General features: G+C 73.3%; 9 protein-coding genes. 1 reads left to right on the top strand and 8 read right to left on the bottom strand.

Features of this window, described 5'->3' with window-relative positions; translation table 11 throughout:
• Positions 1-25: 25 nt before the first annotated feature.
• From RSE42_RS06485 to RSE42_RS06460, 6 genes are all read right to left on the bottom strand, one after another.
• Positions 26-2,902, bottom strand: coding sequence for a VanW family protein (locus RSE42_RS06485; RefSeq protein WP_415298291.1), 2,877 nt, complete (start codon positions 2,900-2,902; stop codon positions 26-28).
• Positions 2,903-3,467: 565 nt separating this feature from the next.
• Positions 3,468-3,917 (bottom strand): hypothetical protein, encoded by a 450-nt coding sequence (locus tag RSE42_RS06480; RefSeq protein ID WP_185981318.1) that lies wholly within the window; start codon positions 3,915-3,917, stop codon positions 3,468-3,470.
• Positions 3,918-3,927: 10 nt separating this feature from the next.
• Positions 3,928-4,938 carry a PIG-L family deacetylase gene (locus tag RSE42_RS06475; RefSeq protein ID WP_415298289.1) on the bottom strand — a complete coding sequence of 337 codons (1,011 nt, stop codon included), beginning with the start codon at positions 4,936-4,938 and terminating at the stop codon, positions 3,928-3,930.
• Between the two features lie 13 nt (positions 4,939-4,951).
• Positions 4,952-6,862: a translational GTPase TypA gene (typA, locus tag RSE42_RS06470; RefSeq protein ID WP_021479795.1), complete on the bottom strand. Its 1,911-nt coding sequence runs from the start codon at positions 6,860-6,862 to the stop codon at positions 4,952-4,954.
• Between the two features lie 182 nt (positions 6,863-7,044).
• On the bottom strand, positions 7,045-8,922 hold the full coding sequence (locus RSE42_RS06465; protein WP_415298287.1) for a BCCT family transporter: 1,878 nt from the start codon (positions 8,920-8,922) through the stop codon (positions 7,045-7,047).
• Positions 8,923-9,079: 157 nt separating this feature from the next.
• Positions 9,080-10,912: an ABC transporter ATP-binding protein gene (locus tag RSE42_RS06460; protein ID WP_228485270.1), complete on the bottom strand. Its 1,833-nt coding sequence runs from the start codon at positions 10,910-10,912 to the stop codon at positions 9,080-9,082.
• A gap of 65 nt (positions 10,913-10,977) precedes the next feature.
• Between RSE42_RS06460 and RSE42_RS06455 the strand changes: the two genes are divergently transcribed.
• Complete coding sequence (locus tag RSE42_RS06455) at positions 10,978-11,556, top strand: PH domain-containing protein (protein ID WP_081599989.1); 579 nt, start codon at positions 10,978-10,980, stop codon at positions 11,554-11,556.
• A gap of 65 nt (positions 11,557-11,621) precedes the next feature.
• On the opposite strand, the gene RSE42_RS06450 is transcribed toward RSE42_RS06455, so the two are convergent.
• Together RSE42_RS06450 and RSE42_RS06445 are read right to left on the bottom strand one after the other, a co-directional pair.
• Entirely contained in the window at positions 11,622-12,659 is a 1,038-nt protein-coding gene (locus tag RSE42_RS06450) for an ABC transporter permease (RefSeq protein WP_085388268.1), read from the bottom strand.
• Positions 12,656-14,185, bottom strand: a complete 1,530-nt coding sequence (locus RSE42_RS06445) for an ABC transporter permease (RefSeq protein WP_021482266.1) — start codon at positions 14,183-14,185, stop codon at positions 12,656-12,658. Before RSE42_RS06445 ends, RSE42_RS06450 begins: the two co-directional genes overlap by 4 nt.
• Positions 14,186-14,348: the final 163 nt, after the last annotated feature.

Here is a 14,348-nt window from a genome sequence, read left to right as displayed (position 1 = left end):
TCCGTGGTGTGTGGGTGGACCGGGTCTACTCGCAGACGACCGCGTTGTCCGGCTTGTAGGTCCACCGGTAGGACTCGTCCTTGACGAGCTCGCCCTCGCGGTAGACCTTGCGGTAGTTCGTGATGGAGAAGCCGGGGCTGCCCGCGGGCGTCGGGGCGCAGTCGGCGCCCGAGTGCGTGACGGTCGTCGGCTGGACCACGTTCGACTTGCCGCTCGACGACGTCTCGACGTCGTAGTACTTGGTGCTCCAGACCGCGACGTGCAGCTGTCCGCCGCCGACCCAGGACTGCATGAGGACGCCGTACGGGGTGTCGTTCTTGAACTTCATGTCGATCGAGCCCACGAAGATCGTCGCCTCGCGGCCCGCGGGGTAGCGCTCGAACCAGTAGCTGTGCGGGCGGTGCTCGACGTCCTCGAGCCCTGCGAAGAAGCCCGCGTTGTACGTGGTCGTGGCCATCTGCGACAGGCCGCCGCCGACGCCCTCGGTGTGGCGCCCGCTCTCGACGATGCCGGCCGCGTAGTAGCCGCCCTCGAGCGTGATGGGCGAGAGCGTGTCGACGAGCGAGAAGGTCTCCCCCGGCTTGACGAGCGTCCCGTTCACCTTCTCCGCCCCGCGCTTCAGGTTCGCGGTGCGGACGGGGACGTTGGGGACGGGCGTCGAGAACTCCGACACCTTCTCCTTGATCCCCAGCGCCTCGAGCGCCGCGACCGACTGCTCCGGGTCCGACTCGACGAGCTCGACCGTCGCCGTGCGCTCGTCGCCCGAGGCGGCCGTCGTGACGGCCGTCGCGATGGCCGCCGGGTCGATCGTCGTGCCGGGCTGGCCGCCCTCGATCACCGGCGCGCCGTCCCGGAACACGAAGTGCGCGTCGTCGGCCGCGGTGAGCAGGTCGTTCGTCCGGTCGACCACGGACTGCACGAGCGCCGGGCCGTCGAAGGTCAGCGTGAGGACGCCGTCCGTCGCCGCGAAGGAGGCGGCCGCGGCGAGCGCCTCGGGGGGCAGCTCCGGCGACTGGCCGCCGACGGAGACGACGACGGGCGCGGACACGACCTTCTCCGCCAGGGCGAGCGCGGCGTCCGTCTCGTCCTGCGTGATCGTGGGCTCGACGGGCTCGGTGGGCAGCTCGACCGGCCCGTCGGTGACGAGCCAGCTCTCCGCGATGGTCGCGGGCACCTCGTCCGTGACGAGCGCCGAGCCGTCCGCGGCCGGCGTGCTCGTGGGCGCGCCGTCGACGAACTGCACGGCCCCGTCCACGGGCTCGATCTCCAGGCTGCCGCGCAGCGCCTCGACCTGGGCGTCGAGGGCCGCGTCGTCGACCGTGACCAGGGGCTCCGCGTCCTTGCCGCCGAACAGGTGCTGCCACAGGCGCGCCGGGTTCATCGAGAACGACGTGAGCTCCTCGGCCGTCCCCGCGGCGTCGAAGGTCAGGCCCGCCGTCGCCGGGTCGAGCGTCGTGCTCGCTTCGCCCGCCGCGAGCGTGATCGGCTCGGCCGCGCGCGGCCCGAGCTCCGACTCGAGCCGGTCCTCGGCCGCCGTCCGGGACAGGCCACCGACGTCGACGCCGGCGACGCTCGTCCCGCTCGGGACCTTGTCGGAGTAGAACCACTGGGCGCCGGTGTACAGGCCGCCCAGGACCAGGACGGCGATCCCCGTCCACAGCAGCCCGCGGGCCCAGCCGCGCCGCGGCCCGTCCTCGTCGAAGCCCTCGAAGGGCGAGGCCTCGCGCGAGTCGTCGGGCGGGACCGGCGTGAACGCGCTGGGTGCGGCGGTCCCCGCGGCAGTCGCCGGGGCCGTCGCACCGGAGCTCTCGGCCGGGGCCCCTGCGGTGGCCTCCGTCGGAGCGGTCGCGCCGGCGGCGTCCGGCGCCGGGCTCGCCGGCTCGTCGGGGGACGCGGGCGACAGGATCGACGTGCGCACGACGGGCGCGGGCCGCGACCACGGGTCGACGGGTGGGATCACCTGCGTCGCGTCGGGTGCGGCGTCGCTCCCCTCGCCCGCGGGACGAGCCGGGCCGTCCGCCGGCGTCGGCACCACGGGCACGACGGCGGTCCGCTCGGCCGCGCGCTCGTCGGCCGGGTCTCCCCCGGTCGCGGCGGCCGACCGGTCGGCCGACGTCGCGTCGTCCGGTGTCGCGCTGCTCGCGGACGAGGCGTCCGCGGCCGTCGCGACGGAGGCCGTGTCGTCCGAGGCCGTGTCGTCCGAGGGCGTGGTGTCCGGGGCGACCGAGGTGTGGGCGACGGGTGCCGGGGCCTCCCGGTCGGCGGTGCCCGCGGCCGGGGCGGCCGGGGAGTCGGCCTGTGCGCCCGGTGCGGGGACGAGAACCGCCGGGACGTCCGGGTCGAACGCGAACACGCGCGGGACGTACGGCTCCTCGTCGGCCTCGTCCGCACCGCTGCCGCCGGGAGCGCCCACCGTCCGCGGGCTGCTCTCGGCCGTGGTGCCGCCGTCCGCGTGGCCGACAGTGGCCGGGCTCTCGGCAGCGCCGGCGACCGGCGCGTGGGGGGTGGTCGACGTCGGCTCGCCGCTCGCCTCGGTCGGGTCGGCCGTCGACCCGCCCGGCGCGGACGCGTCCGCGCCGGGCGACTCCGCGACGGACGCGTCGGGACCGCGCTCGACCCGGGTGCCCTGGGCGTCGGGCTCCACGGCGGCGCTCACCGGAGCGCCGGCGTGCGCGTCCGTGCCGGTCGTCACCTGGGTCTCGGTGGGCGCCTCGTCCGCCGCGGCTGCGGGCGCCGCGTGGGTGGCCGGGCTCGCATCCACAGCGTCTGACGACGCGGCGGGTGCCGGGCTCGCGTCGTCCGGCACCGCGGAGCCCTGCTCCGAGACGGCGGTGGGCTGCGCGGCCGTCTGCTCGGGGGCGGCGGCCGTCTGCTCGGGGACCGCGACAGACTCCGAGGTCACGAGCGGCTCCGCAGCGGCGACCGGCCCCGAGGAGGCGACCTCCGGGCGGCTCTCCGCGGCGGGAGAGCCAGCCGCGGACGCGTCGGCGGTGGCTGCGCCGGTGGCCGGCGCGTCGTCCGCCGACGGCTCCACGGACGTCGGCGCGTCGTCCGCCGGGGTCGCTCCGGGTGCGGGGCCAGGCTCGGCCGGGCCGGCACCCGCGGGACCGGGGTCCGCAGGCGCGGCGGGGGCGGTGTCCGCAGGCGCGGCGGGGGCGGGGTCCGCTGGCGCGGCGGGGGCGGGACCGTCCGGGGCGGTGTCCGTCGACGCGCTCGTGGGCTCGTCCGTCGGCGTGGGAGCGCCCGGGGCGACGTCGCCGGTAGCGTCGGTACGCTGCGCGTCGAGGCCGGACGCCGTCTCGGGAGCCGCGGGCTCGACCGTCTCGGCGGGCTCCGGCACGGCGTCCTGAGGGGAGTCGAGATCGGCGTCTCGGTCGGTCGGCTGACCCATCCACTGTCTCCGTGACGAAAGGCGCGCGGCGGTCCGCGCGACGACGAGGGGTGTGCGGGGATCCGCACGGCGAATACTAGCGGGACGCGAGGGGGTTCTCGGGTCCGTCGTGCCTGGTGGGACGCCCGTGCTGGGCCGTGCGGACCGGGCGGTCGCTGAACCACGACCGGGGCAGGAAGGCCGCCGCGGCGACCACGAGCATGCCGCCGTAGATCCAGACGTACCCGACGGGCTCGCTCGGGACGAGCACGTCGCCTCCCGGCCCCTCGAGCGAGAGGAGCTGCACGACGACGACCCACCCGATGCCGAAGCCCAGGAGACCCGCCATCCCGCCCCAGGCGCGGGCCAGGGTGGCCGCCGCGAGGACGGTGAGCAGGGCGAGCACGATGCCGAGCCCGGCCCCGCCCGGGAGGTCGACGCCCAGGAGGTGCGCCCGGTGCGCGACCGTGCCGACGAGCCCGACGAGCGCGCCCACGAGCGCGCACGCCACCCCGCGGCCCACGAGCCGCCCCGTACCGGTCTCCACGGGCCCCAGGCTAACGCGTGGGTCCGGGCGGGACCTGGTCGCCCGGGAGAGCAGGGCCGGAGGGAGCGTAGAACTCGTGTGAAGGGACGGGCGCCAGCACGTCGTTGCTCAGGGCGTACCACCCGAGCAGCACCGGCTCGCCCCCCGCGGCGGCCGTCACGTGCTGGACCTGTGTCGCGTGCGCGCGCATCGCGCCGAGCACGTCGTCGAGCACGGGCCCCACCGGCACGCTCACGAGCGCGGGCAGCGACGCGTCGGGACGCGCGAGCGGGGGCAGCGCCTCGTCCGGATCCGGGAGCGTGAGCCGCGCGTCGGCCGCGAGCAGCTCGAGCGCGCCGGGGTGCTCGGCGAGGGCGCGGCGTGCCGCGCGCACCGTGGTCTCGGGGGCGACGACCTGCCACAGCGCGGGCAGCGGCTCGCCGTCCGCGGCGAGGAGCTCGAGCGCGCGGACCGTGACATCGTGGGCCCGGACGTGGTCGGGGTGGCCGTAGCCGCCGCCCGCCTCGTACGTCGCCACGACGGCGGGACGCCGGTCCCGGACCACCGCCGCCAGGCGGGCGGCGGCCTCGTCGAGCGGGACGCCGACGAACGCGCGCGGCGGGAGCTGCTCGGTCGCGACCCCGCCGGCCACGCCCGGCGCGACCCAGGCCATGCCCGAGTCCTCGAACCGCACGGTCGCGCCGCCGTCGGACGGCTCGACCGGGCTCGTGACGGTGTCGAGGAAGACGTGGTCCCGCACACCCAGCGCGGCGAGCGCGCGGGCGAGCTCGGTCTCGCGGAACGCCGCGAGCGCGGGCCCGTCGCCCTCGAGGTGCCCGACGCCCGTCGGGTGCGCAGGGGTGTCGATCACCTCGCCCCGCTCGCCCCGCGTGCACGTCACGACGGTGACCGGCTCGCCCGCGCGGGCCCAGGTCGCGAGCAGCGCGCCCGTCGCCAGGGTCTCGTCGTCGGGATGGGCATGGACGGCCAGCAGGCCGCCGTCGGGCACGACGGCGGCCTGCGGGCTCTGCGGGACGGTCACCCCGGGGGTGGCGTCAGGCGCGCTTCGCGCGCGAGACCGCGCGGGCGCGCTCGGTCTGGTCGAGGACGACCTTGCGGATGCGGACGACCTCGGGCGTGACCTCGACGCACTCGTCCTCGCGCGCGAACTCCAGCGACTCCTCGAGCGTGAGGTGGCGCGGCGGGACGAGGTTCTCGAAGTTGTCGGCCGTCGAGGACCGCATGTTCGTGAGCTTCTTCTCCTTGGTGATGTTCACGTCCATGTCCTCGTTGCGCGAGTTCTCGCCGACGATCATGCCCTCGTACACCTCCTGCGTGGGATCGACGAAGAACGAGCCGCGCTCCTGGAGGTTGATCATCGCGAACGGCGTCACCTTGCCCGCGCGGTCGGCGACGAGCGAGCCCGTGGTGCGGGTCTCGATCGCGCCGGCCCACGGCTCGTAGCCCTCGGAGATCGACGACGCGATGCCGGTGCCGCGCGTCTCGGTGAGGAACCGCGTGCGGAACCCGATGAGGCCACGCGCCGGGACCATGAACTCCATGCGGATCCAGCCCGTGCCGTGGTTCGACATGGTCTCCATGCGGCCCTTGCGCTGGGCGAGGAGCTGGGTGACCGCGCCGAGGTACTCCTCGGGGACGTCGATGGTCATGCGCTCCATCGGCTCGTGCGTCTTGCCGTCGATCGTGCGCGTGACGACCTGCGGCTTGCCGACCGTGAGCTCGAAGCCCTCGCGGCGCATCTGCTCGACGAGGATCGCCAGCGCGAGCTCGCCGCGGCCCTGGACCTCCCACGCGTCGGGGCGGTCGGTCGGGAGCACGCGCAGCGACACGTTGCCCACGAGCTCGGCGTCGAGGCGGTCCTTGACCTGGCGGGCCGTGACCTTGTGGCCCTTGCCGCCCTTGCCCGCGAGCGGCGAGGTGTTGATGCCGATGGTCATCGAGATGGCCGGGTCGTCGACGGTGATGAGCGGCAGCGGGCGCGGGTCGTCGGGGTCGGTGAGCGTCTCGCCGATCGTGATGTCGGCGATGCCCGCGACCGCGACGATGTCGCCGGGCCGGGCCTTGTCCGTGGGGACGCGGTCGAGCGCCTTCGTCTCCAGCAGCTCGGTGATCTTCACGCTCTGGAGCGTGCCGTCGTGGCGCGCCCACGCGACGACCTGGCCCTTGCGCAGCTCGCCGTTGAAGATGCGCAGGAGCGCGAGGCGACCGAGGAACGGCGACGCGTCGAGGTTCGTCACGTGCGCCTGGAGCGGCGCGCCCTCGTCGTACGTCGGGGCGGGGATCTTCTCGAGGATCGTCGTGAAGAGCGGCTCGAGGTCCTCGTTCGAGGGGAGCTGACCGTCCAGCGGCTGGTCGAGCGACGCGCGGCCGGCCTTCGCGGACGCGTAGACGACCGGGACGTCGAGGATCGCGTCGAGGTCGAGGTCCGGCACGTCGTCCGCGAGGTCGGACGCGAGGCCCAGCAGCAGGTCCGTCGCCTCGGCGACGACCTCGGTGATGCGCGAGTCGGGCCGGTCGACCTTGTTGACGACGATGATCACCGGGAGCTTCGCCGCGAGCGCCTTGCGGAGCACGAACCGGGTCTGCGGGAGCGGGCCCTCGCTCGCGTCCACGAGCAGCACGACGCCGTCGACCATGGACAGGCCGCGCTCGACCTCGCCGCCGAAGTCGGCGTGGCCCGGGGTGTCGATGACGTTGATCGTGATGCCGTCGGGCTCGCCCACCGCGGCGGCCGCCGGGCCGGCGTACCGCACCGCGGTGTTCTTCGCGAGGATGGTGATGCCCTTCTCGCGCTCGAGGTCACCGGAGTCCATGACGCGCTCGTCCACGTGCTGGTGCGCGGAGAAGGCGCCGGACTGGCGCAGCATCGCGTCGACGAGCGTGGTCTTGCCGTGGTCGACGTGGGCGACGATCGCCACGTTGCGCAGGTCGGAGCGCACAGACATCTACGGTTCTCATTTCGTGGGGTACGAGGGGCGACGACGGCCGGCCACCTCAGCGCGCACGACGGCGGGCTCGGCCCGCCGCAGCATCACGGAGCACGGGCCGTCACCCGGGCCCGGCTATCCTACCGGGTCCGCGCTCGGGACACCATGCCCGCCGTCGTGCGCCGTTCGGAGGTGCCTCCTCAGGAGGGCGTCTTGCGCCGCGGTCGGCGCACGAGCGCGCGCCACCGGTCGGGGCGGTCGGGGTACAGCTCCTCCCACTGCTCGGAGATCGACTCCGACACGCGCGTCGTCACGTGCTCCGTGAGCGCGGCGCGCGCCGCGCGGCGCTCCGCCCGCAGGATCGCGGCGTGCTCGACCCGCAGCGCGCGCACCGTGGACACGGCCATCCCGATCATCACCACGGAGAACGGCAGCGCGATGAGGATCGCCGCCGTCTGCAACGCCTGGAGGCCGCCCGCGAGCAGGAGCGCGATGGCCAGCAGCCCCGAGGTGCCCGCCCAGAAGATGCGGCTCCAGGTGGGCGGGTTCGGGTTCCCCCCGCTCGCGAGCATGTCGACGACGAGCGAGCCGGAGTCGGACGACGTCACGAAGAAGATGACGATGAGCACGATCCCCACCACCGCGAGGACGTTCCCGAGAGGCAGGCCGTCGAACAGCTGGAAGAGCGCGGTGTCCGTGTCGACCTCGCCGTCGACGAGCATGCTGCCGGGCTCCATGAGCTCGCGGTACAGCGCCGACCCGCCGAACACGGAGAACCAGAGCGTCGTGACGATCGTCGGGACGAGGAGGGTGCCGAGGACGAACTCGCGGACCGTGCGACCGCGCGAGATCCGGGCGATGAACACCCCGACGAAGGGGGCCCAGGAGATCCACCAGCCCCAGTAGAAGATCGTCCACTGCGACTGCCACTCGAGGCCGGCCTGGCCCTGGAAGGCGGTGGTGTCGAACGTGAGGCGCACGACGTTCTGCAGGTAGTAGCCGAGCGACTGGACCCACTCGCGCAGGAGGAACAGCGTCGGGCCGAGAACCAGCACGAGCGCCAGCACGACGCCGGCGAGGACCATGTTGCCGTTCGACAGCCACTTGATGCCCTTGCCCAGGCCCGAGACGACGGAGAGCGTGGCGAGGGCCGTGATCGCGGCGATGAGCCCGATCTCGAGCGCGGTGCTCGGCTCGACCACGTCGAGGTAGCCGAGCCCGGCGGAGATCTGGAGCACGCCGAACCCGAGCGACGTCGCGACCCCGAAGACGGTGCCGATGATCGCGACGATGTCGATGACGTCGCCGAGGCGTCCCTTCACGCGCTCGCCGAACAACGGCTCGAGCGCCCAGCGGATCGAGACGGGGCGGCCCTTGCGGTGGATCGCGTACGCGAGCGCGAGGCCCGCGACGACGTAGATCGCCCACGCGTGGATGCCCCAGTGCAGGTAGCTCTGCCCCATCGCGGCCTGCGCGAGCGACGCGTCGCTCCCCTCGACGCCGGGCTTCGGGTTCACGTAGTGCGAGAGCGGCTCGGCGACGCCCCAGTAGACGAGGCCGATACCCATCCCGGTGGCGAACAGCATCGCGAACCACACGGGCAGGCGGAAGAGCGGGGTCTCCTCGTCCTTGCCGAGCACGATGTCGCCGAACCGGCTCAGACCCATCCACAGCGAGAAGACCACGAAGCCGGCGACGACGATGACGTAGTACCACCCGAAGGCGCCGATCACGTCCGACTGCAGGGTCTCCATGACGGACGTGACGGTGTCCGTGAACAGCACCGTGAGCAGGACGAAGACCAGGATGATGCCCGCCGCCGGGTAGAAGACGCGCGGGTCCGGCCGACCCGTCCGCGGGGCGTCGGGATCGTGCGAGGACACGACCGGCGCGGAGCCGGTGCCCGGCCCGACGGCGTCCGTCGCCACGGCATCGGCCGTCGCGGCGTCGGTCGTCGCGGCGCCGGTCGTCGCGGCGCCCTCGTCGCGGGGCGCGTCGGCCCCTCCCCCGTCGGGCGCTGGCGCGGCCTCCTCGTCACGTGCTGGCTCGCGGGGCGTCTCGTGGTGCGGGGCGTTCATGGTCTCAAGGCTTGTCGGACGCGCGGGCCCCGGCAACCGGAACGCCCGCCCCGGCAGCAGCAGCGCCGGTCCTGGCAGCGGGAACGCCCCGGGGGCGGCCGCGTGCGCGGCCGCCCCCGGGGCGTCGTGAGGGCTCAGCGAGCCGTGGAGCGTGCGGTCAGAAGCCGGCGCCCGCGGTGGGCGGGGCGCTGCGCTCGTGGTCCACGTCCTCGCGCGCCGCTGCGAGCGCGCGCTCCTCGTCCGCCAGCGAGGACACCTCGTCGTTCGCGATGTCGCGGGCGGCGGCCTCGAGGAGGGCGTCGCGCGCGGCGCGGCGCTCGCGCTGCGCGGCCGGGTCCGGGACGGGGACGGCGGCGAGCAGGCGCTGCGTGTACGCGTGCTTCGGCTCGTGCACGATCTGCGACGTGTCGCCCACCTCGACGAGCTTGCCCTTGTGCATCACGGCGATGCGGTCGGACAGCAGCTCCACGACCGCGAGGTCGTGCGAGATGAACAGGCACGCGAACCCGTGCTCGCGCTGCAGGTCGGTGAACAGGTCGAGGACCCTCGCCTGGACCGACACGTCGAGGGCCGACGTCGGCTCGTCCGCGACGAGCAGCTTCGGCTCGAGCGAGAGCGCCCGCGCGATGCCGACGCGCTGGCGCTGACCGCCCGAGAGCTCGTGCGGGTAGCGGTTGCGCATCGCCCGGGGAAGCTCGACCTGGTCGAGCAGGCGCTCGACCTCACGACTGAGCTCCTTGCCCTTGACGCCCTTGTGCAGCATGAGCGGCTCACCGATCGACTCGCCGATGGGCAGGCGCGGGTTGAGCGACGACCCCGGGTCCTGGAACACGATGCCGACCTCGGTGCGCAGCGGCCTGAGGTCCTTGGGCCGGGCGCCCACCATGTCCGTCCCGACGATCTTCAGCGAGCCGCCCGTGACGGGCAGCAGACCCACGGCCGCGCGGCCGATCGTCGTCTTGCCGGAGCCGGACTCGCCGACCAGGCCGACGACCTCGCCCTGGTGGATCTGGAGCGAGACCTCGTCGACCGCCCGGAACGCCGCCTGCCGGCCGCGGCCCGGGTACTCGATGACCATGTCCTGCGCGTCGAGCACGAGCGGCCGCTCCGGGACCGGGGCGCCCGCGGGCACGCGGTCCGTGGCGGTCGTCGTGCCGCGCTTGGAGCCGAGGTGCGGCACGGCCTCGAGGAGGCGCACCGTGTACGGGTGCTGCGGGTTGCCGAAGATCTCGGCCGACGTGCCGCGCTCGACGACCTGGCCGTCCTTCATGACCATGATCGAGTCCGCCATGTCGGCGACCACGCCCATGTCGTGCGTGATGAGGATGATCGCCGCGTCGACGCGGTAGCGCAGGTCGCGCAGGAGCTTGAGGATCTCCGCCTGGACCGTGACGTCGAGCGCCGTGGTGGGCTCGTCGGCGACGAGGAGCTTCGGGTCGCACGCGAGGGCCTGCGCGATCATCGCGCGCTGGCGCTGACCGCCGGAGAGCTGGTGCGGGTACGCGTCGAACCGGCGCTCGGGCTCGGGGATCTCGACGAGCCGCAGGAGCTCGATCGCGCGCTTCTTCGCGTCCGCGGGACCGACGTTGAAGTGCGTCCGGATGGTCTCGACGATCTGGAAGCCCACCGTGTAGACGGGGTTCAGCGCCGTCATCGGCTCCTGGAAGATCATGGAGATCTCCTTGCCGCGGACGTGCCGCAGCGAGCCGTGCGACATGCCGATGAGCTCGCGGTCGCCGAGCTTGGCCGAGCCGCTGGCGCGGCCGTTCGGCGGGAGCAGGCCCAGCAGCGCGAGCGACGACTGGGACTTGCCCGAGCCGGACTCGCCGACGATCGCGAGGACCTCACCGGAGTGGAGGTCGTAGCTCACGTCCGCGGCCGCGGGGTACCAGGCCTTGTCGACGTAGAAGTCCACGCCGAGGTTGCGCACGGTCAGCACGGGGCTGCCCTGGCGCGCGGCCGGGGCCGCGGGAGACGTCTCGATGGCCACGCTGATCAGTGTCCTTCCTGCCGGAGCCGGCGCTCGTGGCGCCGCGACTCTGCGAGCATGGGCGCATGGGTCCCACGCTGGTCTTCCGTTCGACGTACGGCCGAGTTCTCACGGTGGCGACGGGCGTCGTCGCCGTCGCCCTGGGCGTGAGCACGGCCCTGACGGGGGACGTCGGCGCGGTCGTCGGCGCACTGGTGCCCGCCGCGCTCGTGACGTACCTCGTCTGGATGCTGTTCTGGCGTCCCGCCGTCGAGGTGTCCGACGGCGGGGTCGAGGTCCGCAACGTCACGCGCACCGTGCACGTGCCGTGGACGGCGTACGAGGGCGTCGACACCCGCTACTCGCTCGAGGTGCGCTACGCCGGCGGACGCGTGACCGCGTGGTCCGCGCCCCGCTCGAGCGGCACGGCCCGCTGGCTGCGCAGCTCGCGACGGCGCGCCGTCGGCCAGGAGCAGGTGGTCACCGGCGCGAGCGCCGAGGCCGTGGCCGACGCCGTGACGCAGCGCCACGCGATGCTCACGGCGGCCGGCCACCTCGACCGGGCGGTCCAGGGCGCCCCCGGCGCCCGCACGACGTGGCACGTCGTGCAGCTCGCCGTGCTGGGCGCGCTCGCGGTGGGGACGGTCGTGGCGCTCACCGCCTGACCGCGGCGCGCCGCGCCGCCCGAGAGGTCCACGACCTCCCGGGCGGGCGGCGACGACGGCGGTCATCAGCTGGCCCCGGCCTCGCCGGTCGCGCTCGGCGCCGTGGCGGCCGTCGGGCGGGCGACGCGCTTCGCACGGGCCATCTTGCGCTCCGAGGGGATGCGCTTCTGACGGGGGTCGAACGCGTCGCGCAGGCCGTCACCGATGAAGTTGACGCACAGCGCGATGGCGACGATGAACAGACCCGGCCACCAGAACAGCCACGGACGCGTCGCGAACGCCTCCTGGTAGTCGCTGATGAGCTTGCCGAGCGAGGTCGCCGGCGCCTGGATGCCGACGCCGAGGTAGCTCAGCGCGGTCTCCAGCAGGATCGCCGAGCTCATGAGCAGCGTGACGTTGACGATGATCACGCCGACCGCGTTCGGCAGCATGTGCTTGAAGATGATCCGCCGGTCGCTCGCGCCCGCGACCCGGGCGGCGTCGACGAACTCGCGCTCGCGCAGCGAGAGGAACTCGCCGCGCACGAGGCGCGCGAGCGGCGGCCACAGCACGAGCCCGAGGAACGCCCCGAGGATGAGCGCGTTGCTGCCGCCCGAGAGCAGGGCCAGCACCGCACCGATGACGATGACCGGCATCGTGATGATGAGGTCCGTGAACCGCATCAGCCACGAGTCGGTACGACCGCGGTAGTACCCGGAGAGCGCCCCGACGAGGACGCCCGCGATCGTCGCGATGACGCCGACGGAGAGCACGACGAGCAACGAGGTCTGGGTGCCCTGCATGACGCGGGCGAACACGTCACGACCTGCCTCGTCCTGGCCGAAGATGTGCGCCTCGGACGGTGCACCGCCGTTGACCAGGGGGTACGTGGACCCCTGCCCGGAGGGCTTGTAGGCGTACCAGCCCTGCCAGCCGCCGATGCCGATCGAGGTGATCGCGAGCGCGACGATGCCGATCAGCACGACGAGCGCGACCACGGCGCCCTTGTGGTGGAAGAAGCGACGGCGGACGATCTGGCCCTGGGACAGGCCCTCGACCTCGCGCAGCTCGATCTGGTTCTCGACCGCGCCGCTCTGCGACGCGTCGTTCGGTGTGTTGGTCATGCGTTCACCCGGATCCGCGGGTCGAGGGCTGCGTAGATGAGGTCAGCCACGATGTTGGCGATGATGGCGAGGGCCGCGACGATGACGAGGTACGCCATGACGGGGTCGATCTCGCCGCGTTGCAGCGCGTTGAGGAAGAGCAGGCCCATGCCGGGCCGGGCGAACACCTTCTCGGTGATGATCGCGCCGCCCAGGAGCGTGATGACGTCGATCGGGACGATCGTCGCGAGCGGGATCAGCGTGTTGCGGAACCCATGGCGCATGACGACGGTCCGCTCCGGCAGACCCTTCGCCCGCGCCGTGCGGATGTAGTCCTGGCTCATCACCTCGAGCATGCTCGCGCGCGAGTAGCGGGTGTACCCGGCGAACTGGATGAGCACGAGCGCGATCGTCGGGAGCAGCAGGTGGGTGTACTGGTCGAGGACCTGCACCCAGAAGTTGCCGCCGAGGTTCGGCGTGCTGTTGCCGATCGTCGGGATGGGCCGGCCGTTGATCGCCGGTGCGCCGAAGTACGCGGGCCAGACCGACATCACCTTGTCGACGAAGACCATGGACCCGACGAGGAACGCGGTGATGGCCGCAGCACGCGCGGACACGCCCTTGTCGGGACCGCCCCACGCGTACCCGACCCCGATGCCGACGCCGACGGTGACCACGGCGAGCACCAGCACGATCCACCAGTTGTCGACCTGCTTGAGGACCGACTGGATCGGGAAGTAGACGACGACCCCGATCAGGACCGTGGTGAGCGACGCGTACAGGGCGCGGCGGTTCTTCAGGCCCGAGACGAGCGCGGTGATGGCGAAGGCCAGCGCGGCGCCCGTAACGACGATGATGACCGGCCCGAGGTTCGGCTTCTCCCACCAGCCGGAGAGCTGCAGGTAGAGCAGCGCGAGCGCGCTCGCCGCGAAGCCCAGGCCGAAGACCGTGAGCCGCCGCCGCGCGGTCCCGCCGAAGGCGAGGGACCACAGCAGGCCGGAGATCGCGCCGATGCCCACGATCACGAGGATCGAGAGGTTCGGGTCGCGGAGGAAGTCGTTGAAGCCGATCGCGCCCCACTGCTTGAGCAGGACGGCGACCCAGAAGGCCGGGAGCGAGTAGAGCACGAACGAGACGAAGATCGTCAGGTAGTCGAAGGTGCTGTACTGCCGCAGCGCGCTGACGATGCCGACCATGACGCCGAAGACCACGGCAAGGACGGTCGCGGCGGCGACGAGCTGGATCGTCGAGATGACCGCGCCCTGGAGCAGGGTCGAGACGGACTGGCCACTCTGCCAGGCCGTGCCGAGGTCACCGGTCACGAAGTCGCCGAGCCACTTGAAGTAGCGGATCACCGACGGGGTGTCGAGATCGAGGTCGGCGGTGCGCTGGGCGATCAGCTGGGCCTTGTTGGGCTTCGTGCTCGACTCGAGATCCGCGAAGATGTACGGCCGGATCGCGGCGTCGACGAGCAGGTACATCGCGAACGTGGACACGAGGAGGGTCGCCAACCCTGCCAGCACACGCCGCGAGATGAAGGAGAACATCGGAGGTCTTACCTCGCTGGTCGGTAGGGACCCCGGGTCAGGGGCCGGTCGATTCTACGCGCGGGTCTCGCGTGGTCGTGAACCGAGGGCCCGGGACGCCGCGGGTCTGGGCGTCGGGGCGGGTGCACGCGAGGACCGGGGGCCCCGGGCGGAAAGCCGCCGG

It is taken from the genome of Cellulosimicrobium sp. SJTW-1 (assembly GCF_047716875.1).
In the GTDB taxonomy this organism is placed as follows: Bacteria; Actinomycetota; Actinomycetes; order Actinomycetales; family Cellulomonadaceae; genus Cellulosimicrobium; species Cellulosimicrobium funkei.
Note: the sequence above shows the minus strand (reverse complement) of the source record. Positions and strands in the feature narration are given on the sequence as shown.

What these genes read in the sequence shown, in the direction of transcription:
- typA (WP_021479795.1), bottom strand. Translation starts at nt 6,862, where the DNA reads ATGTCTGTGCGCTCCGACCTGCGCAACGTGGCGATCGTCGCCCACGTC.
- RSE42_RS06450 (WP_085388268.1), bottom strand. Translation starts at nt 12,659, where the DNA reads ATGACCAACACACCGAACGACGCGTCGCAGAGCGGCGCGGTCGAGAAC.
- RSE42_RS06465 (WP_415298287.1), bottom strand. Translation starts at nt 8,922, where the DNA reads ATGAACGCCCCGCACCACGAGACGCCCCGCGAGCCAGCACGTGACGAG.
- RSE42_RS06455 (WP_081599989.1), top strand. Translation starts at nt 10,978, where the DNA reads ATGGGTCCCACGCTGGTCTTCCGTTCGACGTACGGCCGAGTTCTCACG.
- RSE42_RS06445 (WP_021482266.1), bottom strand. Translation starts at nt 14,185, where the DNA reads ATGTTCTCCTTCATCTCGCGGCGTGTGCTGGCAGGGTTGGCGACCCTC.